18 protein-coding genes are annotated in these 26,000 nt (G+C 73.3%); 12 read left to right on the forward strand and 6 right to left on the reverse strand.

The window, feature by feature from the left end:
* Positions 1-152: 152 nt before the first annotated feature.
* The 4 genes from AB0903_RS03085 to AB0903_RS03100 all read left to right on the forward strand — a co-directional run bounded on the left by AB0903_RS03085 (position 153) and on the right by AB0903_RS03100 (position 9,689).
* Complete coding sequence (locus AB0903_RS03085; RefSeq protein WP_366698345.1) at positions 153-1,571, forward strand: HEAT repeat domain-containing protein; 1,419 nt, start codon at positions 153-155, stop codon at positions 1,569-1,571.
* Between the two features lie 610 nt (positions 1,572-2,181).
* A complete protein-coding gene (locus tag AB0903_RS03090) occupies positions 2,182-3,708 on the forward strand; it encodes a hypothetical protein (RefSeq protein WP_366698347.1) in 1,527 nt (508 codons plus the stop codon).
* Positions 3,709-3,907: 199 nt separating this feature from the next.
* The gene (locus AB0903_RS03095) at positions 3,908-4,816 is read left to right on the forward strand and encodes a hypothetical protein (RefSeq protein WP_366698349.1); all 909 of its coding nucleotides are present in this window, start codon (positions 3,908-3,910) and stop codon (positions 4,814-4,816) included.
* Positions 4,817-4,922: 106 nt separating this feature from the next.
* A complete protein-coding gene (locus AB0903_RS03100; protein ID WP_366698351.1) occupies positions 4,923-9,689 on the forward strand; it encodes a hypothetical protein in 4,767 nt (1,588 codons plus the stop codon).
* Positions 9,690-9,791: 102 nt separating this feature from the next.
* On the opposite strand, the gene AB0903_RS03105 is transcribed toward AB0903_RS03100, so the two are convergent.
* Positions 9,792-10,229 carry a hypothetical protein gene (locus tag AB0903_RS03105; RefSeq protein ID WP_366698353.1) on the reverse strand — a complete coding sequence of 146 codons (438 nt, stop codon included), beginning with the start codon at positions 10,227-10,229 and terminating at the stop codon, positions 9,792-9,794.
* A 448-nt stretch (positions 10,230-10,677) separates the two neighbouring features.
* Between AB0903_RS03105 and AB0903_RS03110 the strand changes: the two genes are divergently transcribed.
* Genes AB0903_RS03110 through AB0903_RS03125 form a run of 4 tightly spaced genes read left to right on the forward strand, consistent with a single transcriptional unit; the run spans position 10,678 to position 14,940 of the window.
* Positions 10,678-13,488, forward strand: coding sequence for a nitrate- and nitrite sensing domain-containing protein (locus tag AB0903_RS03110; protein ID WP_366698355.1), 2,811 nt, complete (start codon positions 10,678-10,680; stop codon positions 13,486-13,488).
* Positions 13,485-13,940, forward strand: a complete 456-nt coding sequence (locus AB0903_RS03115) for a roadblock/LC7 domain-containing protein (RefSeq protein WP_366698357.1) — start codon at positions 13,485-13,487, stop codon at positions 13,938-13,940. The genes AB0903_RS03110 and AB0903_RS03115 overlap by 4 nt, the downstream gene beginning before the upstream one ends.
* Before the next feature lie 9 nt (positions 13,941-13,949).
* A complete protein-coding gene (locus AB0903_RS03120; RefSeq protein ID WP_366698359.1) occupies positions 13,950-14,354 on the forward strand; it encodes a DUF742 domain-containing protein in 405 nt (134 codons plus the stop codon).
* A complete protein-coding gene (locus AB0903_RS03125; protein ID WP_366698361.1) occupies positions 14,335-14,940 on the forward strand; it encodes an ATP/GTP-binding protein in 606 nt (201 codons plus the stop codon). The genes AB0903_RS03120 and AB0903_RS03125 overlap by 20 nt, the downstream gene beginning before the upstream one ends.
* Before the next feature lie 195 nt (positions 14,941-15,135).
* Here the strand turns inward: AB0903_RS03125 and AB0903_RS03130 are convergent, their stop codons facing one another.
* Both AB0903_RS03130 and AB0903_RS03135 read right to left on the reverse strand, forming a co-directional pair.
* Complete coding sequence (locus AB0903_RS03130) at positions 15,136-15,486, reverse strand: DUF962 domain-containing protein (RefSeq protein WP_366698363.1); 351 nt, start codon at positions 15,484-15,486, stop codon at positions 15,136-15,138.
* 31 nt (positions 15,487-15,517) lie between these two features.
* Positions 15,518-16,333 (reverse strand): M15 family metallopeptidase, encoded by an 816-nt coding sequence (locus tag AB0903_RS03135; protein WP_366698365.1) that lies wholly within the window; start codon positions 16,331-16,333, stop codon positions 15,518-15,520.
* A gap of 59 nt (positions 16,334-16,392) precedes the next feature.
* Here AB0903_RS03135 and AB0903_RS03140 point away from each other — a divergent pair, with 59 nt between their 5' ends.
* Positions 16,393-16,914 carry an NUDIX domain-containing protein gene (locus AB0903_RS03140; RefSeq protein WP_366698367.1) on the forward strand — a complete coding sequence of 174 codons (522 nt, stop codon included), beginning with the start codon at positions 16,393-16,395 and terminating at the stop codon, positions 16,912-16,914.
* A gap of 79 nt (positions 16,915-16,993) precedes the next feature.
* On the opposite strand, the gene AB0903_RS03145 is transcribed toward AB0903_RS03140, so the two are convergent.
* Positions 16,994-19,351 (reverse strand): glycoside hydrolase family 31 protein, encoded by a 2,358-nt coding sequence (locus AB0903_RS03145; protein WP_366698369.1) that lies wholly within the window; start codon positions 19,349-19,351, stop codon positions 16,994-16,996.
* Between the two features lie 215 nt (positions 19,352-19,566).
* Between AB0903_RS03145 and AB0903_RS03150 the strand changes: the two genes are divergently transcribed.
* From AB0903_RS03150 to AB0903_RS03160, 3 genes are all read left to right on the forward strand, one after another.
* Entirely contained in the window at positions 19,567-21,549 is a 1,983-nt protein-coding gene (locus tag AB0903_RS03150; protein ID WP_366698371.1) for an acetoacetate--CoA ligase, read from the forward strand.
* A 257-nt stretch (positions 21,550-21,806) separates the two neighbouring features.
* Positions 21,807-22,268: a hypothetical protein gene (locus tag AB0903_RS03155; protein ID WP_366698373.1), complete on the forward strand. Its 462-nt coding sequence runs from the start codon at positions 21,807-21,809 to the stop codon at positions 22,266-22,268.
* Positions 22,269-22,293: 25 nt separating this feature from the next.
* Complete coding sequence (locus AB0903_RS03160) at positions 22,294-23,262, forward strand: hypothetical protein (RefSeq protein WP_366698375.1); 969 nt, start codon at positions 22,294-22,296, stop codon at positions 23,260-23,262.
* Positions 23,263-23,344: 82 nt separating this feature from the next.
* Here the strand turns inward: AB0903_RS03160 and ptsP are convergent, their stop codons facing one another.
* Both ptsP and AB0903_RS03170 read right to left on the reverse strand, forming a co-directional pair.
* The gene (gene ptsP, locus AB0903_RS03165; RefSeq protein WP_366698377.1) at positions 23,345-25,015 is read right to left on the reverse strand and encodes a phosphoenolpyruvate--protein phosphotransferase; all 1,671 of its coding nucleotides are present in this window, start codon (positions 25,013-25,015) and stop codon (positions 23,345-23,347) included.
* Positions 25,016-25,089: 74 nt separating this feature from the next.
* Complete coding sequence (locus tag AB0903_RS03170; RefSeq protein WP_366698379.1) at positions 25,090-25,539, reverse strand: PTS glucose transporter subunit IIA; 450 nt, start codon at positions 25,537-25,539, stop codon at positions 25,090-25,092.
* Between the last annotated feature and the right edge of the window lie 461 nt (positions 25,540-26,000).

The following is a 26,000-nucleotide window of genomic DNA, read 5'->3' on the forward strand; positions in this document are numbered from 1 at the left end:
GAGTTTCCCCTGGGGCCACCGAAGAGAGGCAGAGGAAGATGCTCTACACCAAGCGGAAGACGCGTATGACGACGGGCGGCCCTACATGCTGCTGCGCGGCCTAGGCACTCCACTTCCCGGTCGCGTCGACAGCTTGATGTGAGGCATTCCCCATGTTCGAACCAGTCATAGCGCCGAGCGGTACCCTGCTCGGCCTGCTGCAGAGGGGCCGCGGCGACGGCACGCTCCACGCGCTCGCCGCTCCCCGTGCCGAAGCGCTCGCCGCCCTCAACCACTGCGTTCTCAACGACCCCCGCCACGACTGGCAGGTCGAGAACCGCTCCCTCTACTACGCACGCCTGTACCTGGACCTCCACGGCAGCCTCGAGGAGATCGAGCGGCACCTGTGCGACCTCGACGACCACCTCGACACCGAGGAGACCCGGACCGGCCTCGCCCTCGCCGTGCTCGGCCACCTCGCCTCCTACGGCAGAGGCGACGCACTCGCCCTGCTGCGGCGGTACGCGGTGAACGGTGCCAACTGGGCCTGGGCGCTCGACGAGCTCGCACTCCGCGACGACGACGCCGGCCTTCGCGCGCTCGCCGCCCCTGTGCTCGCCCGGTTCCCCGCCACCGCGGAGGGCCAGGCCGAACTCGCCGCCGCCATGCGCGAGTCCTTCGAGCCTCGGCCCTGGCGGCTGTGGGCGGAGGATCCGCGGGAAACGGTCGGCGCCAGGATCAGGACCGCACGGGAAGCGGGCTCCTTCGACCGCTGGCAGCGCCAGATGCGCCCCTCCGGGCCCCGCCCCGGCTGGAGCGTCCAGGCCGTTCTCGAATGGGCCGACCAGGGCCTCGAACGCGGCAGTGCACTGCATGTCCCGGCGGCCCGCTGTCTGACCGCGGTCGCCGGACCGGACGACCGCGCCGCCATCGTCGAGGCCGCCCGCAGCGGCTCCGACGGTGCTCGCTGCGCCGCCCTGCACTACCTCGCCGAGTCGCGCGACTCCGTCGTCCTCGACCTGATCGAGGCGGCGGTGGCCGCCGGGTCACGGACCGTCGCGGAGGCCGCCGTCGCCGCGTTCGAGCGGATGTGCGGCGACGAGGCGACGGACCGGGCGCGCAGCTGGGTGCACCGCCCCGACGACCTCGGCGCGTCCGCGGCCGGCGTGCTCGCCTGCCGCGGCGGCGCGGGCGATGCCAAGCTCGTGCTCGGCGCCCTGCGCGAGACGATCCGCACGGAGGGACCCGACGCGCCCCGGCTGTGGACCCTCGTCGACGGCGCCGGACGCCTCGGCATCGGCTGCGCCGCTCCCGTCCTGCGACACGTCTACCGGGAGACGGCCTCCTCGCATCTGCGGGGCCGCGCCGCCCGGGCACTCGCCGCCACCGACCCCTCGTTCGCCAACGGCTTCGCGGTCGAATGCCTGTGGGACTGCGAGGAGACCACCAGAGAAGTCGCCGCGCTGCACGCGGAGACGGGGGACGTACGCGTCGCCGAGCGGCTGCGCCGGCTCGCCGCGGACCCCGCGGAGGAGGCCGAGGTGCAGACCGCCGTGCGGAGCCGGATCGGGCCCGACACACCGGCCGTGTGACGTCCCGGACATCGGCGGGGCCCCCGCCGGGCGCACCGCACGGGGGCGTTCGGCGATGGTCGGGGGCGGTTGAAGGGGCGATTGGCGCCCGCCGCCGGCGCCGTACGGGGGCCGCTGAAGGCGATTGGCGCCCGCCACCGCCACAAATCCTCACGGGACGTTCCGCATAGGAAAAGATCCGCCGTGGCGCCATGCTGCCGGAGGCGGTGTACGACCCGGGTGATCGGGGTGCCGGAAAGCGTCGACGCGCACGGCCCGCGGGGTCGCCGGCGCGGACCCGACGTGCGGGCGGGTCGGTTCCAAGGAGGTCATCGCCTTCGAGACGGGCGGCACGCCCACGGTGTCTCCCCCATGCGGGGCAGTTCCAGCGCGAACGCGGCACCCGGGTCGCCGGTGTGCGGATGCGTGCGCATGACGGGCATCCCCACCCGCGATGCGGGCGGCGGCTCGGTCCGCCGTTTCGACGGCGCCGCCTCAGGGCCGGCCCGGGACCGGCGTGGTGCGGAGCCGGCCCTCACCGGGTGCAGGCGGAGCCGGGACACCCGGGCGGGGGCGGTCCGCTCTGCGTCCGTTTCGACCGTTGTCGGTGCGAGGACCTAATCTGTGCACCGTGACTTCGCCTGCCCCGACGGACACCGTTCCGCCCCAGCTCAGCGCGGGGCCGCGCCCCGCGCAGGGCCCGGCCGCCGACGAAGGGCTCGCGCGGCGGCTCCGCGCGCTCGCGTGCACCGCGCCGCTGCACGATCTGGACGTACGCAAGGCGAATCTCGCGGGGGAGTACTCGGTCTACGCCATGGCGGAGGTCGCGCTCGCGGCGATCGATCTCGTCACGCTCAACATGGACTTCGACACCGGTGCCGACCACGACCAGATAGTGGCGCGTCTGCTGCCGCGCGTGGCCGCCCAGGCCCCCCGGAGGCCCGCCGCCGAGCACGAGCGCGTGGCCCGCTGGGTGCTGGAGAACCTGATCAACGTCGGCAGCGTCGACCGCGGGTTCCGCGCCGTCTACGGCACCTTCGGCACGGACGGCGTCTACACCCGCCGGGACTACGACTTCAAGCTCGTCGAGGAGGTGCCGGGCTACGACGGCACCGTCTATCTCCGCACCACCGACGAAGCGGTCAACGTACTGGTCGGCGCGCTCGACACCGACGTGACCAGCGCGCAGATCGCGGCCGAGGTGAAGCTGGAGGTCCTCATCAACCGCGGCCGCCTCGCCGACGCGCAACTCGCCGCCGAGCAGGCCCGCTACCGGACCGTGCAGTATTCGGAGACCCTGCGAAGGACCCTGGAGGCCACCCGGCGCAACGTCCGGGCCGTGGACTGGCTCCACACCGTCCCCGACATGATCGCCGAGGCACTGGACCACGTGGCCGACCGCTACCGCCACGAGAACGCGATCCTCACGAACATCCGCAAGGCCCGCGACGAGGCCGAGGAGCCGGAGCACAAGCGGCGCGCCGCCGAGCTCGTGGACATCGTCAAGGACTGCATCCGGCGGCACACGCAGCTCCAGTCCCGACTCCTGGAGGCCGGGCCGCTGTTCCGCGCGGAACAGGACCGCCAGGCATTCGCCCGGCCCACCGCCCGCACCGGTCTCGATCTGTACGGGCAGCTGGTGGCACCGTTGCTGCCGCTGCCCGTCGAGTCGGCGATCCGCGTCACGGACGCGTTCTTCGCCCGTGGCACCGGGCTGCGCACGCCGCCCTCCGTCCGGGTCGGCGACCTGGTCGATCTGCTGCTGACGCCGCCGCCGGAGCGCGAGCACCTCGGCGCGGAAATGCCGGAACCGGACCTGATCGCCACCCCCGACGACAGTCGCTTCAGCGAGTCGCAGCTGGCGAGCGCCATGGAGCTGCTGGACCTCGAACACGACGCACCGCGCCGCCTCTCGGGCCTGCTGGCGGAGGCGCGGGGCCGGGACCCCGAACTCCCCTACCTGGTGGCGCTCCTCGCCGTCCACGCGGCGAGCCCTCCGGTCGGCACCGCCTATCGGCAGGGTGAGCGGCGTCTGCTGTTCGCCGTCGACGACGGCACCGAGCTGGACGACCCGGAGTTCGGCGGCGCCGATCTTGTCGTCGGTACGGCGCTCCTCGACGCGGCGGGCATGGCGGCGGCCCGCTCGGAGGCGACATGACCCGCCCCGCTCCCGACCGCGGTCCCGTCTGCGACGGCGGCCCGGTCACCGATCGCGGCCCCGCCCGCCCTTGGGCCCCCGCCTGCGGCGGCAGCCCCGCCCATCACCAGGGTCCCGCCCGATATCGGGGCCCGGCCCCGCACCGCCGCTCGTCCGCGCATCCGAACCGACACCACCCCGCCATCAAGGAGCCCACACCGTGAGCGACCACCACGCCGAGCCCGGCGCCGCGTGGAGCGAGCCGGTCACCCCACAGGGCCCGCCGGCCGGCCCCGTCTCCGCCGCCTCCGTCACACCCGCCGACGCCGCCGACGCCGCCCGCCTGGTCTCCTTCGGCCTGCAGCCCAAGCTGCTCCCCGCCCGCGACGCCGAATACGCCGAACTGCTGCGCCGCTACCGCGAGGACACCGCCTTCGCGCGCCTCGCCGACGCCGTCGCCACGGGCCTGGGCCTGGTCGTCCTCGAAGTGTCCCCACGGGCCGGCATGGCCGTGACGGCCGACGAGGACTCGGTGTTCGCCGTCCGCATGGGTGACTACGCGCGACGGGCCTCCGCCGACTCCGCGGACCGCTTTCTGCATGGACTCGCCCATCTCGCCGTCGCCGCCATGGCCTTTCCCCGCCCCGAGGACCTCGCCGACGACGGGTACGTGGGCCGCATCACCGTCAACGGCGTCGACGCCTTCGTACGCCAGGCGTGCCGCCGCCTCGAGGAGCGTGCGGACGAGCAGGGCGAGAACACCGACCCGGCCAGCGACGCCCCCGGTCTTGAGGCCGCCTGGCGGGTGTACGCGCGCCGCAGCGCGGCCGGTGCCACCAAGGACGCCCGGCGCCTCGCCGGTTCCACGACCGGCATCGTCGGCAAGGCCGTCGCCTTCCTCACCGACTCCGGCTTCCTCCAGCGGACCGGCGACGACGCCGGCGGCGCGTACCGCACGACCGCCCGCTATCAGCTCCAGGTCCGCGACATGGCGGGCAGCGCCGCGATGGCCGAACTGCTGGAGCTCGGTGTCGTACCGGTCAGCGACGGCTCCGCGACGCTCGTCGCCCCGCCGGACGGTGACGACCTCGAGCTGGCCGCCGACGCCGGCCTGCCCTTCCACGCGTAACCCGTTCAGCACGCGCCACCGGCGCACCTTCACGCGCCACCGGCGCACCTTCACGCGCCACCGGCGCACGCACACGCGCCACCGACGAAACCGAGAGTCCGCCGCCATGCACGAGTTGTCCCGCGTCCGCCTCTACTCCATCGGCCCTGCCGGTGCGCGCTACGCCGACACCGTGCTCGACCTGCGTGGTGTCGGCGCCCCCGTGCCGGACCCGGCCCCCATGCAGGCGGAGTTCTTCGAGGAGGAGCCGGTCGGCCCGCCGCGCCGCCCCGCGCCCGCGGGTGTGCTCTTCCTGGAGAACGGCGGAGGCAAGTCGGTCCTGCTCAAGCTGATCTTCTCGGTGATGCTGCCCGGCCACCGCAACACCCTCGGCGGGGCGAGCTCCGGGGTGCTGCGCAAGTTCCTCCTCGCCGACGACTGCGGGCACGTCGCGCTGGAGTGGCAGCACACCCTCACCGGCGAGCTGGTCGTGGTCGGCAAGGTCAGCGAGTGGCGGGGCCGGCAGGTGTCCAACGATCCGCGGAAGTTCGCGGAGGCGTGGTACTCGTTCCGTCCCGGACCGGGCCTCGGCCTGGACTCTCTGCCCGTCGCCGAGTCGACCGCCGTGCGCCCGCCCGTCGAGGGCGTCTCCGGCGCCCAGGGGCGCCGCCGCACCATGAAGGGCTTCCGCGACGCGCTCACCGAGGCCGGCAAGGCGTACCCGCACCTGGAGGTGTACTGGGAGGAGATCCACGACCGGTGGAACGAGCACCTGGGCGACCTCGGTCTCGACCCCGAACTCTTCCGCTACCAGCGTGAGATGAACGCCGACGAGGGCGAGGCGGCCGGCCTCTTCGCGGTGAAGAAGGACTCCGACTTCACCGATCTGCTGCTGCGGGCCGTCACCGACACCCGTGACACGGACGGCCTCGCCGACCTCGTCAGCGGATTCGGGAACAAGCTGGGCCGCCGTGCCGAACTCACCGCGGAACGGGACTTCACCGCCGGATCCGTCGATCTGCTCGGCCGTATCGTCGAAGCCGCCGGGACCAGGGCGCGGGCGCGCGACGTCCACGCCGGCGCCGAGCGCCGCATCCGCACCCTGGCCCACCGGCTCTCCGCGCGTGCCGCGGAGGAACGGTCCCGGGCCGCCGAGCTGGCCCGGCAGGTCACCGCCGCCGCGCACACGGCCACCGAGGCAGAAGAGGCCCGCGGCCGCAGCTCGCTGATCGCCGCGGAGTTGGCCTTCCGGCACGCCTCGCTGGCACTGGCCGCCGCGGAGAAGGGCGCGGCGGCGCAGCGCAGGGAACTCATCGACGCCCGTACGATGCACTCCGCCTGGCTGGCCGCGGAGGCCGTGCTGCGCCACCGGGCGGCCGGCGACCGATCCGCCCGTGTCGCTGCGGCGATCCGCGAGGCGGAGCGCGACGCGGCCCCCGCGCTCGCCGCCCGTGCCAAGGCCGCCGGTGACCTGGTGCGTGCCCTGCACACGGCGGCCGAGGACGGTGAACGCGTCGCCGACGAGGAGGAGGAGCGGTCCCGCGCGCTCCAGGAGACGGCGGAGGCCGCCCACCGCGACGCGACCGCCGCCGCGACCGAGGCGCAGCGCGCCCGCAGCGAGATCGGGCACCTGCGCCAGCGGCTCAGCGAGGTGGAGCAGGAGACCGCGCAGGCGGTACGGGCCGGATGGCTCGACGACACCGCGCCCGACGCCGACCCGGCGCGCGCCGCGCTGGCGGCGAGCGACGCCGAGAAGTCGGCCGTGGCCGCGTGGGACGAGGCCCGGGAGGCAGCCCGCTCCACGGCGGACCGCGCGAAGGAGACGGCCGCCGCGGAGAGCCGCGCCGAACTGGCCGCGGCTCGCGCGGCGGACGCGGCGCAGGCCGCTGAGAACGCCTACGAAGCGGAACGCCGCGCCGCCGAGTCCATCGCGGCGGACGAACGCCTCACGGACCTGCTGAGCCTCGCCCCGCCCGTCCCGACCGGCGCCGTTCCCTCCCCGCGCAGCGGCGCCACGGCGGCCGACGACGCCACCGCCACGCCGGACCCGCAGTCCGGGGCAGCGGTCCCGACCGTCGCGGCCGCCTCCCGCGAGCAACCACTGCGCACCCCGGGCGGTCCCCTCACCGTCGAGGAACTCGACGGTTTCGCCGACGAGTTGCGCGAACTGCTCGACCGGTCCGTCTCCTCCGCCGAGCGGCAGCTCTTCGATCTGCGCACCGCCGCCGCCGACGACGCCCGCATCCTCGGCGCCCTCGGCGACGGGGGACTGCTGCCGCCCGGGCCCGACGTACTGGCCACCGTCGAGTACCTGGGCGAACACGGCATCCCCGCCCTGCCCGGCTGGCGCTATCTCGCGCAGTCCGTCGACCCCGCCGACCACGCCGCCGTGCTCGCGGCGCGGCCGGAGCTGGTCGACGGTGTGGTGATCACCGACCCGGCCTCGCACCTGAGGGCGCGTGACGTGCTTGCGGGCGCGGCCCTGCTGCCGCGCTCCGCCGTGGCCGTGGGTACCGCCGCCGCGCTGCTCGCCCCCGTTCCGCGGCCCGGCGCGGACGACGACGCGGGCGTGTTCCTGGTGCCGCCGAACCCGGCGATGCACGACGAGCACGCCGCCGACGAGGAGCGCCACGCGCTGCGCGCCAGGGCGGCCGCACGGGACGAGGACATCCGTGCGCTCGCCGCCCGTCTCGCCGCCGACCGGGCCATCGGGGCCCGCCTCGGCGCATGGCGCGCGGACTGCCCGCCGGGCATGCTCACCGAGCTCGCCGATGGCGCCCGCAGCGCCCGCGAGGCCGCGGAGGAGGCCCGGGAAGCGCTCGCCGAGGCCCGTACCGCCCGCGCCGAGGCCGAGGAGGCGGCCGCCGACGCCGCCCGCGTCCGCGACGAGCGGCAGGACGCCGCGCAGCGCGCCCGCAGGGCCGCCGACGCCCTCGCGGGCCTCGCCTTCCGGCTGCGCGAGCGGGCCGGCTGGCAGGTGAAGCTCCGGGAGCTGGCCGACGAGGCCGCCGAATCGGAGGCACGCGCCGCGAGCTGCCTGGAGCGCGCCAAGGCCGCCGACGAGGACCGCCGCGCCGCCCAGCGCGCGGGGGACGACGCCCGGCGTACGGCCCGCGCGCTGCGGGCGGAGCGCGCCGAGATCGCCGGAGCGCCCGAGCCCCTTCCCGACCAGGACCCCGATGCGCCGCGTTCCTCGCTGCCCGCCCTGAGGGAGGCGTACCGCGCGGCGTCCCAGCTCTACGAGAAGGTCGGCGTCGGAGCCGACCTCCGCGCAGAGCAGGCTCGCGCGGAGAGCGACGAGAGCGCCGCGCTCGCGGAGCTCGACCGGCTGACCAACAAGGTCCGTACCCGCGCGGCACAGCTGCTGGAGGAGACGGACGGCGCCGACGGTCCGTCCCGCCAGGCAGCCGTGGTCAGGGCCGAGTCGCTGGTGCAGATGCTGGAAACGCGCGCCTCCGAGGCGAGCGAGAAACTGGGCCGTCTGCGGGGCGAGGCCGAACGCCTCGCCCCCGCCGACGGCGAGGCGCACACCGAACTGCCCGGCGATCTCGTCCCCGTGGACGCAGAGCACGCCCAGGCACTCCTGCGCACGGCCACCGGCGAACTCGCCTCCTGCACCGACACCCTGGAGGCGGCCCGCGCCGCCCACGCCGGTCTGCTCCACGCCCACCGGGCCGCCCAGGACGCGGCCGGCGGTTTCGACGAGACGGCCGCGCTCCTGCGCGACCTGCTGCGCGACCACCACCACGAGGAGGAGGCACCGCAGCCTCCGGAGCCGTATCCCGGCAGCCTCGAGGAGGCCAGGCAGTCGGCCGCGGAGGCGCGCCGCTCGCTGCGCGGCTGCGCCGGGGACCTGTCGGCCGCGGAGTCGGCCGTGCGGGAGGCGAGCGACGTACTCGTACGGCACGCCAACTCCACCCGCTACGAGCAGGTGCGCACCCCGGCCCGTCAGCAGATCCGCGAACTGCCCGCGGCCGCCCTGCCGGAGCACGCGGCGAAGTGGGCGGAGGCGTTCGCACCCCGGCTGCGGGTGTTGACCGACGAACTGGAGCAGCTCGAACGCAACCGGGACACCATCGTCGACCGGCTGCGCGGTCTCGTGGAGTCGGCGCTCGCGACGCTCCGCTCCGCGCAGCGGCTCTCCCGGCTGCCGGACGGGCTCGGCGAGTGGTCGGGGCAGGAGTTCCTGCGGATCCGTTTCGAGGAACCGGACCAGGCGACGCTGGCGGAGCGCCTCGGCGAGGTCGTCGACGAGGCGACCCGGGCGGCGGTGAAGAAGAACTCCGACCTGCGCAGGGACGGCATGTCGCTGCTGCTGCGCGGAGTGCAGGCGGCCCTCGAACCGCGGGGCGTGGCCGTGGAGATCCTCAAGCCCGACGCGGTGCTGCGGGCCGAGCGGGTGCCGGTCGGTCAGATGGGCGACGTCTTCTCGGGCGGCCAGCTGCTGACCGCGGCGATCGCCCTGTACTGCACGATGGCCGCGCTGCGCAGCAACGACCGCGGCCGGGACAGGCACCGGCACGCCGGGACACTCTTCCTCGACAACCCCATCGGCCGGGCGAACGCGACGTATCTCCTCGAGCTCCAGCGTGCGGTGTCCGACGCGCTGGGCGTGCAACTGCTCTACACCACGGGGCTGTTCGACACCACGGCACTGGCGGAGTTCCCCCTGGTGATCCGGCTGCGCAACGACGCCGACCTGCGGGCGGGACTGAAGTACATCAGCGTCGAGGAGCACCTGCGCCCCGGTCTGCCGCAGGTCGATCCCGGTGGCGCGACGGTGCACGGAGAGATCACCGCGACGCGGATGTTCAAGCGGGCACCGCTGCCCGAGCAGTCGGCGCACGGACCCGCCACGGAGCAGCCCGAGCCGCGGTCCGCAGGCCGCCCCTGACCGGGGCAGGTGACGTGCCCGCGCGCCGCCGCGCGCGTGGGTGCCACATGTGAGCCGTGGTCAGGCGCCGGTTCTGTGATCACGCGCCGCCGCGCATGGGTGTCACGCCTGCGAGAGGCTGCCGTCGCGCCGCCGTATGCGTGAGGTCCCGCGGGCGGCGGCGCGGGCCGCCCGGCGGGCACGGCGGCGGTCCCGGCGCAGCCGGCGGGCGGTGCTGCTCGGCACCGAGACCACGCCGTGGCGCTGGTTCCACACCTGGCGCGTGACCCACACGTCGAGCACGGCCCAGGTGGCGACCACCGTGCTGCCCACGGAGCCGAGCACAACCGGGAACGCCAGCCACGCCCCGGAGAGCGTGAAGAGCAGCGCGGCCATCGCCTGAATCATCGTCAGGGAAATGATGATCACCGCCCGGACGGCGGCTGCGCGGACGGGGTCGGCCATGCGCCGTCTGGTCGCCGGTTCCTCGACCCAGAGCTGCCGCGGCACATACGCGTCGTCCGCCGTCGGCGCCGCGTCACGACGCTCATCCGTGTCCATGAATCGTGTCACTCCCCGCCTCTGTCCCGACTCCACGGTGGGTGCCCGGATTCTGCCGCTCTACTCCGACTGCCCCACGTCCGCGGCACACTCCGCACGGCCGTTCGGCCCGGGCCGCCTGTGACAGCGGCCGGATCCGGTGCGCGTGGCGACTGCGAACCCTCGGCGCCCCCACCCGGAATGACGAACGACCAGGGGCGATGATTCCCGCAGAGGGAAGAGTTCCAGCCATCTGCCCTGGTCCGAAAAGGACTGTGCCGCCGCTGAGTCCGGGCGCGGCCGAGAACGCCATCTCCGCGAATGCCGGGACAACGCGCGATCGCACCGTTGCGCTGCGGCCGAAAACCGTCCGGACGAGTCTTCGAGTTGACTGTGTGACAGTAGTAGGCTCACGCCGTTTGCTGACGGAACAGCACCCGCACCGTGCGGGGTCGACCAGGGGGAGGCCATGCGCTTTCGCGGGAAGTCCATCCGCCGGAAGATCGTGGCGCTGCTGCTCGTCCCGCTGGTCTCGCTCACGGCTCTGTGGGGCTTCGCCACCGTACTGACCGGTCGGGAGGCGAACCAACTCCTCGCAGCGGCCTCGGTGGCCGAGCAGGTCGGAAAGCCCGTCGTGGACAGCGTCGGCGTCATCCAGGAAGAGCGCCGGCAGACACTGGTCTATCTCGCCGACCGCCGCGCGGCCGACGCGCTGCCCGCGCTGCGCAGCCGCCGCGAAGCCACCGACCAGGCCCTGGCCGACATTCGGGAGAATGCCCGGAAATCGTCGGTCAGGAGCGACATGACCCCGCAGTCGCGCGACCGTCTCACCACCCTCATGGACGCTTTCGACGGCATCGGAGTACTTCGCCGGTCCGTGGACACGAACACCATCACCCGCCCGCAGGTGCTGGAGTTCTTCAACCGGATCATCGATCCCTCGCACAGCTTCCTGCTGTCGCTGCACCCCCTCGAGGACGTCGAACTCGAGCGCCAGGGCCGGGCGCTCGTCGGCCTGTCCCGCGCCCGCGAGATGCTCGCCCGCGAGGACGCCCTGATCGCTTCCTCGCTGACGGCGCGGAAGGTGTCGGCCAAGGAGATCCGCGCGCTCTCCGACCACGCGGCCCACCGCCGGATCCACTACGAGACGACCTTCGAACTGCTGCCGGCCAAGGACCGTGAGCGGTTCGAGGAGTACTGGGGCAGTCCGGAGACCGCGCCGCTGCGAGAGGCGGAGGAGCGCCTGATCGCCGGCGGCCCCGCCGACGGGCTTCCCGCGTCCGAGGCCGAACGCTGGCAGCAGGCCGCCACCCCGGTCCTCGACAACCTCGACCGGGAGGCAGCAGAGGCCCGCGACCGCTACCAGGACCGCGTCGAACCCGCCGCGTACGGCGTCTTCGTCAAGGCCGGTGTGGCAGGCGTCCTCGGCTTCCTCGCCCTGCTCGTCTCCGTCGTCGTCTCCGTACGGATCGGCCGGGACCTGGTCCGCGACCTGTCGCGACTGCGCAGGGAGGCCCACGAGGTCTCGGGCGTACGGCTGCCCAGCGTGATGCGCCGCCTTGCCGCCGGGGAGCATGTCGACGTGGAGACCGAGGCGCCGCGCCTCGAGTACGACAAGGACGAGATCGGCCAGGCCGGGCAGGCGCTCAACACCCTCCAGCGGGCGGCCGTCGAGGCAGCCGTGCGCCAGGCCGACATGCGCCGCGGCGTATCCGAGGTGTTCGTCAACCTCGCCCGCCGCAACCAGGTCCTGCTCCACCGTCAGCTGTCCCTCCTCGACACCATGGAGCGGCGCACGGAGGACACGGAGGAACTGGCCGACCTGTTCCGCCTCGACCACCTCACCACCCGCATGCGGCGGCATGCGGAGGGCCTGGTGATCCTCTCGGGCGCCGCCCCCTCCCGGCAGTGGCGCAAGCCCATCCAGCTGATGGACGTCGTGCGGGCGGCGGTCGCCGAGGTGGAGGACTACGAACGCATCGAGGTGCGCAGGCTGCCGCGGATCGGCGTGGGCGGCCCCGCGGTCGCCGACCTGACCCACCTCATAGCCGAACTCCTCGAGAACGCCACGGTCTTCTCGCCCCCGCACACCGGCGTGCAGGTCCTCGGCGAGCGCGTCGCCAACGGCTTCACCCTGGAAATCCACGACCGCGGTCTCGGCATGGCGGCCGACGCCCTCCTCGAGGCCAATCTGCGGCTCGCCGAGACCCCCGAGTTCGAACTCTCCGACACGGACCGGCTCGGCCTCTTCGTCGTCAGCCGCCTCGCCCAGCGCCAGAACGTGCGGGTGTCGCTCCAGCAGTCCCCGTACGGCGGCACCACCGCCGTGGTCTTCATACCCGCGGCGCTGCTCACGGAGGCGCCCGAGACCCAGGGCGCCGGGTTCCGGCTGGACCGCAAGAGCCAGAGCGCGGCCGGACGGCGCGACGGCAGGCAGGCGGCCCCGTCGCAGCGGCACACCGGCCTCACGGGCGCCGCTCTCCTCGACGGACCCGTCGAACTGGAAGCACCCGTCGAGGCGTTGGGCCTCGACGAGCGCGACCGCTCGCTGCTGGGCGACGACCGGTCCCTGACCGGCGACCCGGACCGCCTTGCCGACCCGGACGACGGCGACAGCGAGCAGGGCGGCATCTTCCGGTCACGCCGGCGCGACCGCCGCGGTGACGGCCCCCGCCCGCAGCAGGCCCCCGCGCAGCCGAGGGAGCGCCGCGCCGCAGGCCCGGTGCCGCTGCCGAGGCGCCGCCCGCCGACGCTCGTCGCCGACCACGGCCGGCGGGTCGACGAACGAGGCACCAACGGCCGCAGCCACCCGGCCGCCGAACCGGGGCGCCCCGTGGAACCGGCGCCGTTCACGCGGCCGCCGCTCACGGCCGCCCCGACGCCCCTTGCCGCCGAGCGCCGCGACCGGTCCGCGAGCCGGCCGCCGGCCGGTCCGGTGCCCGTGCCCCATTTCCCGGACCCCGGGACACGTCCGGTGGGGAGGCCCGCCGACGGCCCGGCACCGCCGCTCCTCGACGAACTGCCCCGCCGGATACGGCAAGCCAGCCTCGTGCCCCAGCTCAGGACGACGCCGGAACCCGCGCAGCCTTCCGCCGCGGACGCGGGGCGCGGTCCGGAGCGGGACGCCGAAGAGGTGCGCGACCGTATGGCCTCCATGCAGCGCGGCTGGCAGCGCGGCCGCCGCCGCAACGCAGAGGGCGCCGCCGCGGAGCAGAAGGAAGACCAGACCGGCGACGGCCGGACCGCACCAGGACCGACATCTGAGGGGGACGGTCGATGACCGCACCGCACGCCGCAGCAACCGACGCCACCGGCGCCCTCCCCGGGGCCCGGCGCCCGGGCGGGCTCAACTGGCTCCTCGACGAGCTGGTGGACCGCGTCGCCACCATCCGAAAGGCCCTGGTCCTCTCCAGCGACGGCCTCGCCACCGGCACCTCACGGGAGCTCACCCGCGAGGACGGCGAGCATCTGGCCGCCGTGGCCTCCGGCTTCCACAGCCTCGCCAAGGGAGTCGGCCGCCACTTCGAGGCCGGTCAGGTCCGGCAGACCGTCGTCGAACTCGACGAGGCGTTCCTGTTCGTCACCGCGGCCGGCGACGGCAGCTGCCTCGCCGTCCTCGCCGACGCCGACTCCGACGTGGGCCAGGTCGCCTACGAGATGACGCTGATGGTCAAGCGCGTCGGAGCCCACCTCGTCACGGCGCCCCGGACCGGACCGGCCGCCGGAGGATGAGGGCCGGCCATGAGTGACTCAGTCCGGCACAGTCACAGGTCGCACCACTGGATCGACGCCGACGCGGGCCCGGTGGTGCGCCCGTACGCCATGACCCGCGGCCGCACCGGTCACGCCGGCCGCCACCGGCTCGACCTGATCGCCCTCGTCGTACCCGAGCCCGCGGCCGACGATCCCGGTCGCGACCAGACGCTCTCGCCGGAACACGTCGAGATCGTGGAACGCTGCGGTGACGTCCCCCAGTCCATCGCCGAACTCGCCGCCGGGCTCGACCTGCCCGTCGGTGTCGTCCGCGTCCTCGTCGGAGACCTCGTCGACGACGCACTCGTACACGTAACCCGTCCCGTACCTCCGGCGGAACTGCCGGACGTGAGCATTCTCCGTGAGGTGATCAATGGTCTTCGGGCGCTCTAGCCGCCGCAAGGCGCCGATCGAGCCGGTCACTCTGAAGATCCTGGTCGCAGGTGGCTTCGGTGTCGGCAAGACCACCCTGGTGGGCGCGGTCAGCGAGATCAAACCGCTGCGCACGGAGGAGAGACTCACCGAGGCGGGCAGGCCGGTCGACGACATCGCCGGCGTCGAGGCCAAGACGACCACCACGGTCGCCATGGACTTCGGCCGCATCACCCTCCGCGAGGACCTGGTCCTGTACCTCTTCGGCACACCGGGACAGGACCGCTTCTGGTTCCTGTGGGACGAACTGGCGCAGGGCGCGCTCGGCGCCGTCGTGCTCGCGGACACCCGCCGCCTGGACGACTGCTTCGCCGGCATCGACTACTTCGAGCGCCGCGGCATCCCCTTCGCCGTCGCGGTCAACTCCTTCGAGGGGGCGAAGCGGTACCCGGCAGAGACCGTACGTGCCGCGCTCGACCTCGACCCGGAGGTGCCCGTCCTGATCGGCGACGCGCGGGAGAGGGAGTCCGTCAAGGACATCCTCGTCGCGGTCGTCGAGCATGCGCTCGCCCGCGCGGACCGGGTGCGGGAGCCCGCCGTCACCTGAGCCCCGGCTTCTTCGTCGCCGGTCCGTACCGACACGGCCGCTGCCCCCGGGAGACGGATCCGCCGAAGTGACACGGCCCGTACCCCCACCGACCGGGGTACGCGCCGTGGGCTGCGCGGGTGCGCCGGGCGGCCGACGAGACGGGAGTCTCCACCTGCCGTGACGGGGCGTCAAGGCAACGAGCTGAAAAGCGCTTCAGCGGTTCTCCGCCAGCCACGTGCCGGCGATCTCGGCAAGCTCGGCGTCCCTGCCCGCCAGCATCATCCGGATCATCCGCACATCACCGCGGAGCGACCACGCGAGGTGCCCGAACGTCGCCGGGTTGTTCTTCTCGATGAAGAAGTGCGCCGGCCAGGCCGTCCCGTACCCGATGAGCGGCAGCGCCGCCGCGTACCGCTTACGCCCCCGGGCCAGCCCGTAGACGCCGACCGCGAGCCCGGTCAGCGTCCCCGTCAGATGGACCCACCGGGTAGCCGCCCGTGAGTGCATCGCGACGTAGTAGGGCCAGAACTCCTCGTACGACTCGACCGTCCGCTGCTCTGCCATGCGGGCACCGTAGCCGCCACGGCCCCCGCCGTCAGCCCGGCCGGTGCCCCGCGACCGAACGCACGGCTACGGGGAAGTCGAAGTGCGTGCCGGGGAACGGCTCAGGCCGGTACGTGAAATGCCACCACTCCTCGGGGAGGTTGGCGAACCCCACAGAGGCCAGCGTGCTCCTCAGCAGATCCCGGTTGGCACGCTGCTCGGCAGTGATCCCCGGGTCGTCGGTGTGCGACCGCGTGTCGAAGCAGTCGAAGCCGGTCCCCATGTCGAGGGAGTTGTCGGGGAACCGCGCGGTCTGCGGCGCGGTGCACGGCACGAGCGCCTCACCGTGCACGTACGGCCGGGTGCGCTGCGCCGGCAGCTGCACGATCGTGAGGTCGACCGTGCTGCCGCGACTGTGCCCGGACCGCTGTGCGAGGTAACCGTCCGCGAAGAGGCGCGACTTGTCGACCCGCGGATAGAACTCCCGCTTCATCGCCTCGTCATCGAGATCCTCCGCCCACCGCACGAAGTGGTCGACGGCCCGCTGCGGGCGGTAGCAGTCGTACACCTTCAGCGAGTATCCCCGCCGCAGCAGCCGGGACTGCGCCTGTCGCAGCGCCTGCGCCGCCGGCCGGGTGAGGATGCACACCGGCTGCCGGTAGCCGTCCACCGGCTCTCCCACGAAGTTGTGGTCCGTCGTGTACCGCATCTCCTGGATGATCGTCGGCGCCACGGTACGCAGCGCCACGAACTCCCGCGGCGCCTTCGGTTCTGGCGCGGCCCGGGCGGCGGGCGCCGCCGACGTGGTGCAGAGCAGCGCGGCGGCCGCGGCGGTCAGGACGCGTACGGCGCAAGCAAGTCGAGTCATGCGCCCCGGTCTACCAGCAACCACCGGGCCGGGACAGAGTGATCGGTTACAGTCCGCCCGTGTCTCCTCACTCCTACTGCGACCGTTGCGGAACGCCCTACGGCGCCGACGCCGGCTGGCCCCGCACCTGCCCCGCCTGCGGCGGGACCGCCTACCGCAACCCGCTGCCCGTCGCCGTCGCCCTGCAGCCCGCCCACGACGAGCACGGCACCGGACTCGTCGTCATCACCCGCACCATCGAACCCGCCCTCGGCGGCACCGCGCTGCCCGGCGGTTTCATCGACCACGGTGAGGACTGGCGGCACGCGGTGGTACGCGAACTGCGTGAGGAGACCGGTATCGAGGCCCCGCGGGGCGACGTACGCCTCGCCGACGTCCTCAGCTCCCCGGCCGGGCACCTGCTCGTCTTCGGACTTCTTCCCGAGCGCCCCGCCGCCGGACTGCCGCCGTCCGTGCCCACCGACGAGACCGAGGGCTGGGACCTGCTGCACGCCCCCAGCGACCTCGCCTTCCCGCTCCACACGACCGCGGTCCGCAACTGGTTCGCCGGCGCCTACGACCACTGCGCCGTTCGCCGGTAACCAGAGCACCTGAACCACAGCCCCCGGGCGGTAGGCACTGAACCAGAGCCCCGGAACCGCAGCCGGCCGGTCGGGCGCGTCACTCCAGACCGCGCACCCGCACCGGCCCCTCGACCGCCACCGCGCCGTCTTCCGTGGTCCGTTCCACCACCACACGTCCACCCGCCAGCCGCGTCGTGTAGCGCTCGATCTCCGGTTCGTCCCACCCGGCGCCGGTGTCGCGCACCACCAGCCCGCCACCCCTGCGCCCCGCGGCCGGCGCCCACACCTCGAGAGCGATCCGGGCCGGCGCCCCGCCCCCGTCGCCCCGCCCGTCGAGCACGGGCAGCACCGCCCCCGCCCGTGCCAGCACCGGGACACGGGACAGCGGCGCCTCCACGAGCACCTGCCCGGGCCCCTCGTACGGCCGGCCCGTCGCCGTGTCGTACCACCGGCCACGCGGCAGCCGTACGGCCCGACGGTCCGAACCCGGCTCCAGGACCGGCGCCACCAGCAGCGCGTCGCCCAGCAGGAACGCGTCCTCGCAGTTCCGCAGCGCACGGTCCTGGGGAGTCCGCCACCACAGCGGACGCACGTACGGTGCACCGGTGAGCCGCGCCAGCTGCGCCAGCGTCACGAAGTAGGGGCCCAGCCGCTCGCGCTCCACCAGGGCGGCCCGCGCGTGCGCCGCCACCTCCGGCCCGTACGCCCAGAGCGGCCAGGACTCCGTCGTCCGCGACAGCGGCAGATACGCCGCCAGCTGGAGCCGACGCAGATACAGCTCCGCCGGCACCCCGCCGGCTCCGCCCACGTCCGTACCCGAATACGGAACGCCGCAGAGTCCCAGCCCCAGCACCAGCGACAGTGAGGCCCGCAGTGCCGGCCACCCCGTCGTGACGTCACCGGCCCAGGCACCGCCGTACCGCTGCATGCCCGCCCAACCGGACCGGGAGATCACAAAGGGCCGTTCGCCGGACCGTTGCCGGCGCAGCCCCTCATGGGCGGCCGCCGCCATGGCCAGCCCGTACACGTTGTGCGCCTCCCGGTGGTCGCCGCCGCGCCCGTCCAGCGCGTGCCGTGCGGAACGGGGCAGCGTCAGACCGTCGAAGGAAGCGCAGGCCACCGGTTCGTTCCGGTCCAGCCACACGCCGGAGAAGCCCTGCGCCGCCGTCTCCCCGTACAGCTCCTGCCACCACTCGCGCACCCGGGGGTCCGTGAAGTCGGGGAAGACACACTCCCCGCGGCCGGCCGTACCCCGCACCTCGGCCCCGCGCCCGTCCCGTACGAACAGTCCCGCGGCGGAGCCGTGGCGATACAGGGCGTCCCCGGGCTCGGCGGGCACCGCCGGAGCGACCGCCCGGACCAGCCGCACCCCGTCCTCGCGCAGGTCCTTGGCGAGGGCGGGCAGCCCGGGGAAACCCTCGGGCCCCCCGGGCAGACCGGCCTCGGGGACATCGCCGCCGACATCGCCGCCGACATGGACGGCCGACAGCGGAAGGTCTCTCTCCCGATGTGCCTCCACGGTCCGCCGCACGCTCTGCTCCCCACCGGTCCGCAGCAGATGCTGCGGGCCCAGCGCCCAGGACGGCGGCAGCGCGGGCGCGCCCGTCAGCTGTGCCCAGCCGCTCAGGACACGCGCCGGTGTCCCCACCAGTACCCAGCTGCGCAGCGGGCCGCCGTCCATCCGCAGCTCGATCGTGCCGGGCCTGTCATGGCCGGAACCGGCTCCTACCTCGCCCTCGCGGACGGTCACCCGGCCGTCCCAGCTGTTGTCGTGGAAGGCGAGATGGGTGCCCGCGTCGGCGACCACGGTCTGCACCGGCATCGTGATGTGCAGGGGGCCGTCCTCGGGACCGAACCCGGCCGGCGGAGCGCTGTTCCACAGCCGGTACGAGCCGTCACGCAGCCGGGGCCCGGACGTACGGCCGCCGAGACCGAACAGCCGCGCGTCCGCCGGGATCTCGCTGCGCTGCACCCAGCGCGCCGGTCCGCCCGCGGCAGGCTCCCACCAGCGCGGCGGCAGGTCACGGCGCAGCAGCACGCCGCCGGGCGTACGGATCTCCACCGCGCCATGTCGTGAGACCGCGACGGTCAGCCGCTCGGAGACCACCTTCCAGCCGCCGTCCTTGTCCGGTTCGAGACCCACCCGCGGATCCGGCTCCGGAGGAGCGCCGGACAGCGCGTACGACGGCTCCGGCAGCGCACCGTCCCAGCCGCGGAACACCGCCCCTCCGACGGTCACCACGATCCGCAGGCCGGAACGCGCGAACCGCACGGCCCCTCCGCCGGGCAGCACCTCGGCACCGATGGCGGGACCCGGCACTCTGGCCCGTTCCGCACCCCGCGGCGGCAGACACTCGGCATCGGTCCGGCGGCGGCGCCACGCCGAGCGGGCCGCCCGCAGCCCCTGTGCCGTACCCAAAGTTCTCACCGCGCGCACCAGATCACGACCGTCCATGCTGTTCACCCTGCCACCCGGATGCGGGCTCAGATGCTCTGTTCAACTGGCGTTCACCCATGGTGGGAGCACATATGCGGCGACCCGGTCATGGGTGATCCGCCCTGGTGCGAACGACGATCACATGGCATCGTCCTGTCAGCCGCGTCCGCGCACACCCCAGCCCGTGCGCGGCGCACGCACACACCGCGTAGAGCCAGCCCGGGAGCCGCCCCATGACCTCAGCAGCGAACCCTGCCCCTCTGTGGCAGCCCGATCCCGACCGCGTCGCCGCCGCCCGGATCACCCGCTTCCAGGGCTGGGCCGCCGAACGCCACGGCGCGCCCGCCGAGGGCGGCTATCCGGCGCTGCACCGCTGGTCCGTCGACGAGCTGGAGACATTCTGGCAGGCGGTCGCCGAGTGGTTCGAGGTCCGCTTCTCCACGCCGTACGACCGGGTGCTCGGCGACCGCGCCATGCCCGGCGCCCAGTGGTTCCCCGGCGCCACCGTCAACTACGCGGAACACGCCCTGCGCACCGCCGAAGACCCGGCGCGCGCACATGACCCGGCGCTCCTGCATGTGGACGAGACACACGAGCCGTCACCGATCAGCTGGGCCGAACTGCGCCGCCAGGTCGGTGCCTTGGCCGCGGAGCTGCGGGAGCTCGGCGTACGCCCCGGCGACCGCGTCAGCGGCTACCTCCCGAACATCCCGCAGGCCGTCACCGCATTGCTGGCCACGGCCGCCGTCGGAGCCGTCTGGACCTCCTGCGCCCCCGACTTCGGCGCCCGCAGCGTCCTCGACCGCTTCCAGCAGGTCGAACCGGTCGTCCTCTTCACCGTCGACGGCTACCGCTACGGCGGCAAGGAGCACGACCGCACCGGGACCGTCGCAGAGCTCCGCCGTGAACTGCCCACCCTGCGCGCGGTCGTCCACATCCCGTTGCTCGGCACCGACGCCCCCGAAGGCGCCCTCGACTGGTCCGCGGTGACCTCGGGAGACGCCGAGCCGGTCTTCGAACCGGTTCCCTTCGACCACCCTCTGTGGGTCCTCTACTCCTCCGGCACCACCGGCCTGCCCAAGGCGATCGTCCAGTCGCAGGGCGGCATCCTGCTCGAGCACTTCAAGCAGATCGGCCTGCACTGCGACCTCGGCCCCGGCGACCGCCTCTTCTGGTACACCTCCACCGGCTGGATGATGTGGAACTTCCTCGTCTCCGGCCTGCTCACCGGCACCACCGTCGTCCTGTACGACGGCAGCCCCGGCCATCCCGACACCGCCGCCCAGTGGCGTGTCGCGGAGCGCACCCGGGCCACCCTGTTCGGCACCTCCGCTGCGTACGTCATGGCCTGCGCCAAGGCGGACGTCCACCCGGGGCGGGACTTCGACCTCTCGCGTGTCCAGTGCGTCGCCACCACCGGTTCGCCACTGCCCCCGGACGGCTTCCGCTGGATCCACGACGAGGTGGCGGACGACCTGTGGATCGCCTCCGTCAGCGGCGGGACGGACGTGTGCAGCTGCTTCGCCGGCGCCGTTCCCACCCTCCCGGTCGTGATCGGCGAGCTGCAGGCCGCCTGCCTCGGCACCGACCTCCAGTCCTGGGACCCGCAGGGCAAACCCCTCGTCGGCGACGTGGGGGAGCTGGTGGTGACCAACCCGATGCCCTCGATGCCGATCCGCTTCTGGAACGACCCCGACGGCAGCCGCTACCGCGACAGCTACTTCGAGACGTACCCCGGTGTGTGGCGGCACGGCGACTGGATCACCATCACCGACCGCGGGTCGGTGATCATCCACGGCCGCTCCGACTCCACTCTCAACCGGCAGGGTGTCCGGATGGGCTCCGCCGACATCTACGAGGTCGTCGAACGCCTCCCCGAGATCCGCGAATCCCTCGTCATCGGCCTCGAGGAACCGGACGGCGGCTACTGGATGCCGCTCTTCGTGCACCTCGCGGAGGGCGCCGTACTCGACGACGGCCTGCGCACCCGGATCAAGCGGTCCATCCGCGAGAACCTCTCCCCGCGCCACGTCCCCGACGACATCATCGAAGTCCCCGGCGTGCCCCACACGCTCACCGGCAAGCGCATCGAGGTCCCGGTCAAGCGCCTCCTCCAGGGCACCGCGCTCGACAAGGCGGTCAACCCCGGCTCGGTCGACAACCTCGAACTCCTGCGCTTCTACGAGGACATCGCCCGCACCCGAACGCGCCCGTAGCGCCGCCACCCGCCGTGGGCGGCTCCCACGGGTGAGGCGCCAACCTCCGTACGTGGTCTCGGACTCCCCCAGCACACGGGCGAAGTCCGAGGCCGGCCGGGCCGCGTCCGCGGGAAGCAGGTCGGCGGCCGTGATGCGGACCCCGGACGCCGACGCGAGCCGGAACCGCGCTCCGGCCGAAGGCGGCCGGCCCCTGGCGCGACCGCACCTACCTCCTGTACACCGCGACCGAGACCCTCCTGCTCCTCGACGACGCGGTGTTCAAGGTCGGACTGCCACTGTGGATCGTCCACGCCACCGACGCACCGCACGGACTCGCCCCACTGCTCATGGTCCTCGCGGCGTTCGCGGTGGGCGCCCTCGCGCTGAGTCTGTCGACCGCCGGCGGGATGTGGACCGCGACGGTCACCCTCACTCTCGCAGCCGTCGCCCTGACGTTCGCCGAGATGCTGCACGCCACGGCGTCATGGGAATTGTCCGTAGCCCTGGCACCGGACGAGGCACAGGGCGCCTACCTGGGCGTCCACGGCCTGGCCAATTCGGCCCAACGCAGCCTCGGCCCGCTCGTCATGACCGCCACCATCGCAGCCGGCCCCATCGGCTGGGCCCTGCTCGGCGCCGGCCTTTCCACGGTCTGCCTGGCACAGAGCCGACTCATACGCGACCGACTGCGGAAACCGGCATTGTCAGTGCCGGCCACTACGGTGAGTCACAACTGATCGACAGCTCACCGGGGGAATCGGCATGGCGAACACCAAGCAGTCCAAGCACCAGTCCAAGCACCGGTCCCGGCAGTCCGGACCGTCCAAGCGACCCGGGCAGTCCAGGCGGTCCGGCGGCGACGCAGCCGTGCGGCGCGCCCTGCGCCGCGAAGTCCCGAGCACCGTCGGCATCCTCGCCGACGAACAGGACTTCACCCGGATGTGCCGCTACCGCACCTTCCCCTTCGACGACTACACCGCCTATCTGCGGCAGTCCGAACGGCTGCTGAAAACCCTGTCCACCCAGCAACTGCACACCTCCGTCGCCCTCTTCGACCCCGACGAGTTCGCCGAGTTCTGTGCGGAAGCGGGCATCGACGCGGACGCCCCGGCGGGCCGCAGCCGCTTCACCGCCGAACTCGCCGGCCGCGGCCCCGGCGTCCCCTACACCGGACAGCCGCTGACCACCCTGCTGCCCGAGCTCGTCAACCGGACCGTACGCCAGGCCACCTGGGAGTACGCCACCCTGCTCCTCGCCGGCCTCGGCGTCTGCGCCGACTGCGGCCAGGACATCGGCAGCGCCGTGTTCGACCGGGCCTCCCGCATCCTGATGCGCCTCCTCGAGCTCGTTGGGCCGGGCGAGCACCACCTCGTTTGCAGCGTCTCCGCCCCAGACGAACAGCTCCTGGCCGTGCTGCACGCCCGCGGCGGCCCGTCCTCCTCCGCACAGATCGACGCCACGGAGGGCGCTGAATTCGTCACCGTCCTCGCCGCGGGCATCGCACTCGAAGGATCCGGCGGAGTGGTGCTGCGCACCAGCACCCCGGGCACCCCGGACCATCTCCACGGCTGGCGTCTCCACCGGGGCCGCCTCGACCCCCTGACCGCGGGCGAGGTGTTCAGCGCCTACTGCACCGATGCCGCCACCGGCGACCCACTGTCCCCGGAACCCGGCGTGGAGTACTGTGCCGGGTTCCCCGTCCCCAGTGACGAGCCGGAGGGCCACCACTGACACCGAAGGGGGCTTCCCGCTCCCGGCGGAAAGCCCCCTTCTCCCGTCTCGCCCGAGCATCCGGGCCCGTGCCGCCCGGCGTCTACTCGCCGGACAGCACCGCCTGCGCGGCGACCCGGGCCTCCTCCGCGGTGTCCGCGGCACGCGCCGCCGCGGCCGCCCGCTCGCACTGGGCGAGCGTGTACTTCGCCAGTGTCGCCCGCACATACGGGATCGACGCGGCGCCCATGGACAGCGACGTCACACCGAGGCCGGTGAGCACACAGGCGAGCAGCGGATCGGAGGCAGCCTCACCGCACACACCACAGCTCTTGCCCTCGGCCCTCGCCGCCTCGGCGGCGAGCGCCACCAGGTCGAGCAGCGCCGGCTGCCACGGGTCCTGCAGCCGGGACACCGCACCCACCTGCCGGTCCGCCGCGAAGGTGTACTGCGCCAGGTCGTTCGTCCCCAGCGAGAGGAACTCGACCTCCTGCAGGATCGAACGTGCCCGCAGCGCGGCGGACGGAATCTCCACCATCGCCCCGAACTTCGCCTGCAGCCCGGCCTCGCGACAAGCGTCGGCGAACGCCCTGGCGTCCGTACGGTCCGCCACCATCGGCGCCATGACCTCGAGGTAGACTGGCAGTCCCTGCGCGGCCTTCGACAGCGCGGAAAGCTGCGTCCGCAGCACCTCCGGGTGATCCAGGAGCGACCGCAGCCCACGCACACCCAGCGCCGGATTCGGCTCGTCGCCGGGGGTCAGGAAGTCGAGCGGCTTGTCCGCACCCGCGTCCAGCACCCGCACGACCACCCGACCCTCCGGGAACGCCTCGAGCACCTTCCGGTACGCCTCGACCTGCTTCTCCTCCGACGGAGCCTGCTTGCTGTCGTCGAGGAACAGGAACTCCGTACGGAACAGTCCGACGCCCTCGGCACCGGCGTCCACGGCGGCCGGCACGTCCGCGGGCCCGCCGACGTTCGCCAGCAGCGGCACCTTGTGCCCGTCGGACGTGGCACCCGGGCCGCTGGACGCAGCCAGCGCCGCCTTCCGCTCGGCCGCGGCCCGCTCCATCTGTGCCCGCTTCTCGTCGCCCGGCTCCACGAAGATCTCTCCCGTGCTGCCGTCGACCGCGATCAGCGTGCCCTCGGCGAGCTCGCCCGCACCGGGCAGAGCGACCACCGCGGGAACGCCGAGAGCCCGCGCCAGAATCGCGCTGTGGCTGGTCGGCCCGCCCTCCTCCGTGACGAAGCCGAGCACCAGGGCCGGATCCAGCAGTGCCGTGTCGGCCGGTGCGAGGTCCCGCGCGATCAGCACGTACGGCTCGTCGCTGTCGGGCACACCCGGCATGGGCACACCGAGCAGCCGCGCCACGATCCGGTTCCGTACGTCGTCCAGGTCGGCGACCCGGCCGGCCAGATACTCGCCGGCACCCGCCAGAAGGGCACGGTAGGCGGCGAACGCGTCGTACACCGCGCGCTCCGCCGTGCTGCCGACGGCGACACGGCGCTCGACGTCAGCCATGAGCTCCGGGTCCTGCGCCATCATGGCCTGCGCCTCGAGCACGGCCTGTGCCTCACCGCCTGCCAGGTTTCCCCGAGCGATCAGGTCGGCCGCCACGGCTTCCACGGCCTTGCGGGCGCGCCCCTGTTCGCGCTCCGTGTCCTGCGCGGGGTTCTGCTTGGCCGGCGGCTCGAGAACCGCCGTGCCCATGTGCCGCACCTCGCCGATCGCCACCCCGTGGCTCACGCCGACGCCTCGCAGCGTTGTCTCCATTTCACCGTCTCCGATTGGGCGGCGGCCCAGCCGCCGCGATGGTTGTCGGACTCGCCGTCACCGACGTCGGCGGGTCACTGCCAGCCGAAGAGGCTCTCGCCGGCCTTCACATCGCCGTCCTCGCGGACGTCGGACAGGGCGTCGGGCGTGGCCTCGAGTGCCACGACTGGGCAGATGGCGGACTTCCCGGCAGCCTCGACGGCCGACGGGTCCCAGCGCACCACGGCCTGGCCCCGCTGCACGGTGTCACCTTTGTTGACGAGAAGCTCGAAGCCCTCGCCGTTGAGCTGGACGGTGTCGATACCCAGGTGCGTCAGTACACCGTGTCCTTCCGTGTCCACGACCACGAAGGCGTGGGGATGCAGGGACACGACGATGCCGTCGACGGGCGAGAGGGCCTCCGACGGCTCACGCACGGGATCGATAGCGGTTCCCGGACCGACCATCGCACCGGAGAACACCGGATCGGGCACTGCGGTGAGTCCGATGGCCCGGCCGGCAAGAGGGGACGTCACTGTGGTCATGGAGCCTCCCAGGGGCGGAGATTGGTACGGCGCCGCCACCGCATGCCGCGGACGACGCGCTGTTTTGAAGAGTAGGTCATGAGAAGTCCTAGATCCGTCCGGGTTCTACCAGTTGACGAACCTAGGGGGCACCAGAAGTGATTTGCACCGGATGCCGGTTCCGCTGTACTGTCGTAGCCCTGCTCGACCCCGACGCGACAGTGAGTCGGGGGTCGGCGGAGCGCTTATCAAGCCGAGATCCTAACTGGTCTAAACCACTGCACGCCCTCAGGGTGCCTGCAGGGGGGTGGTCAGGAGGGCCGGAAAAGCCTGGTAGTGTTTGGAACACCGAAGGGAAGCGCCCGGAGGGCCCCTGAAAAGGGTCCGAAGGAAGCGTCCGTTCCTTGAGAACTCAACAGTGTGCCAAAAATCAACGCCAGATATGTTGATACCCCGTCCATCTTCGGATGGTCGAGGTTCCT

This window comes from Streptomyces sp. NPDC048389 (assembly GCF_040706335.1).
Classification (GTDB): domain Bacteria; phylum Actinomycetota; class Actinomycetes; order Streptomycetales; family Streptomycetaceae; genus Streptomyces.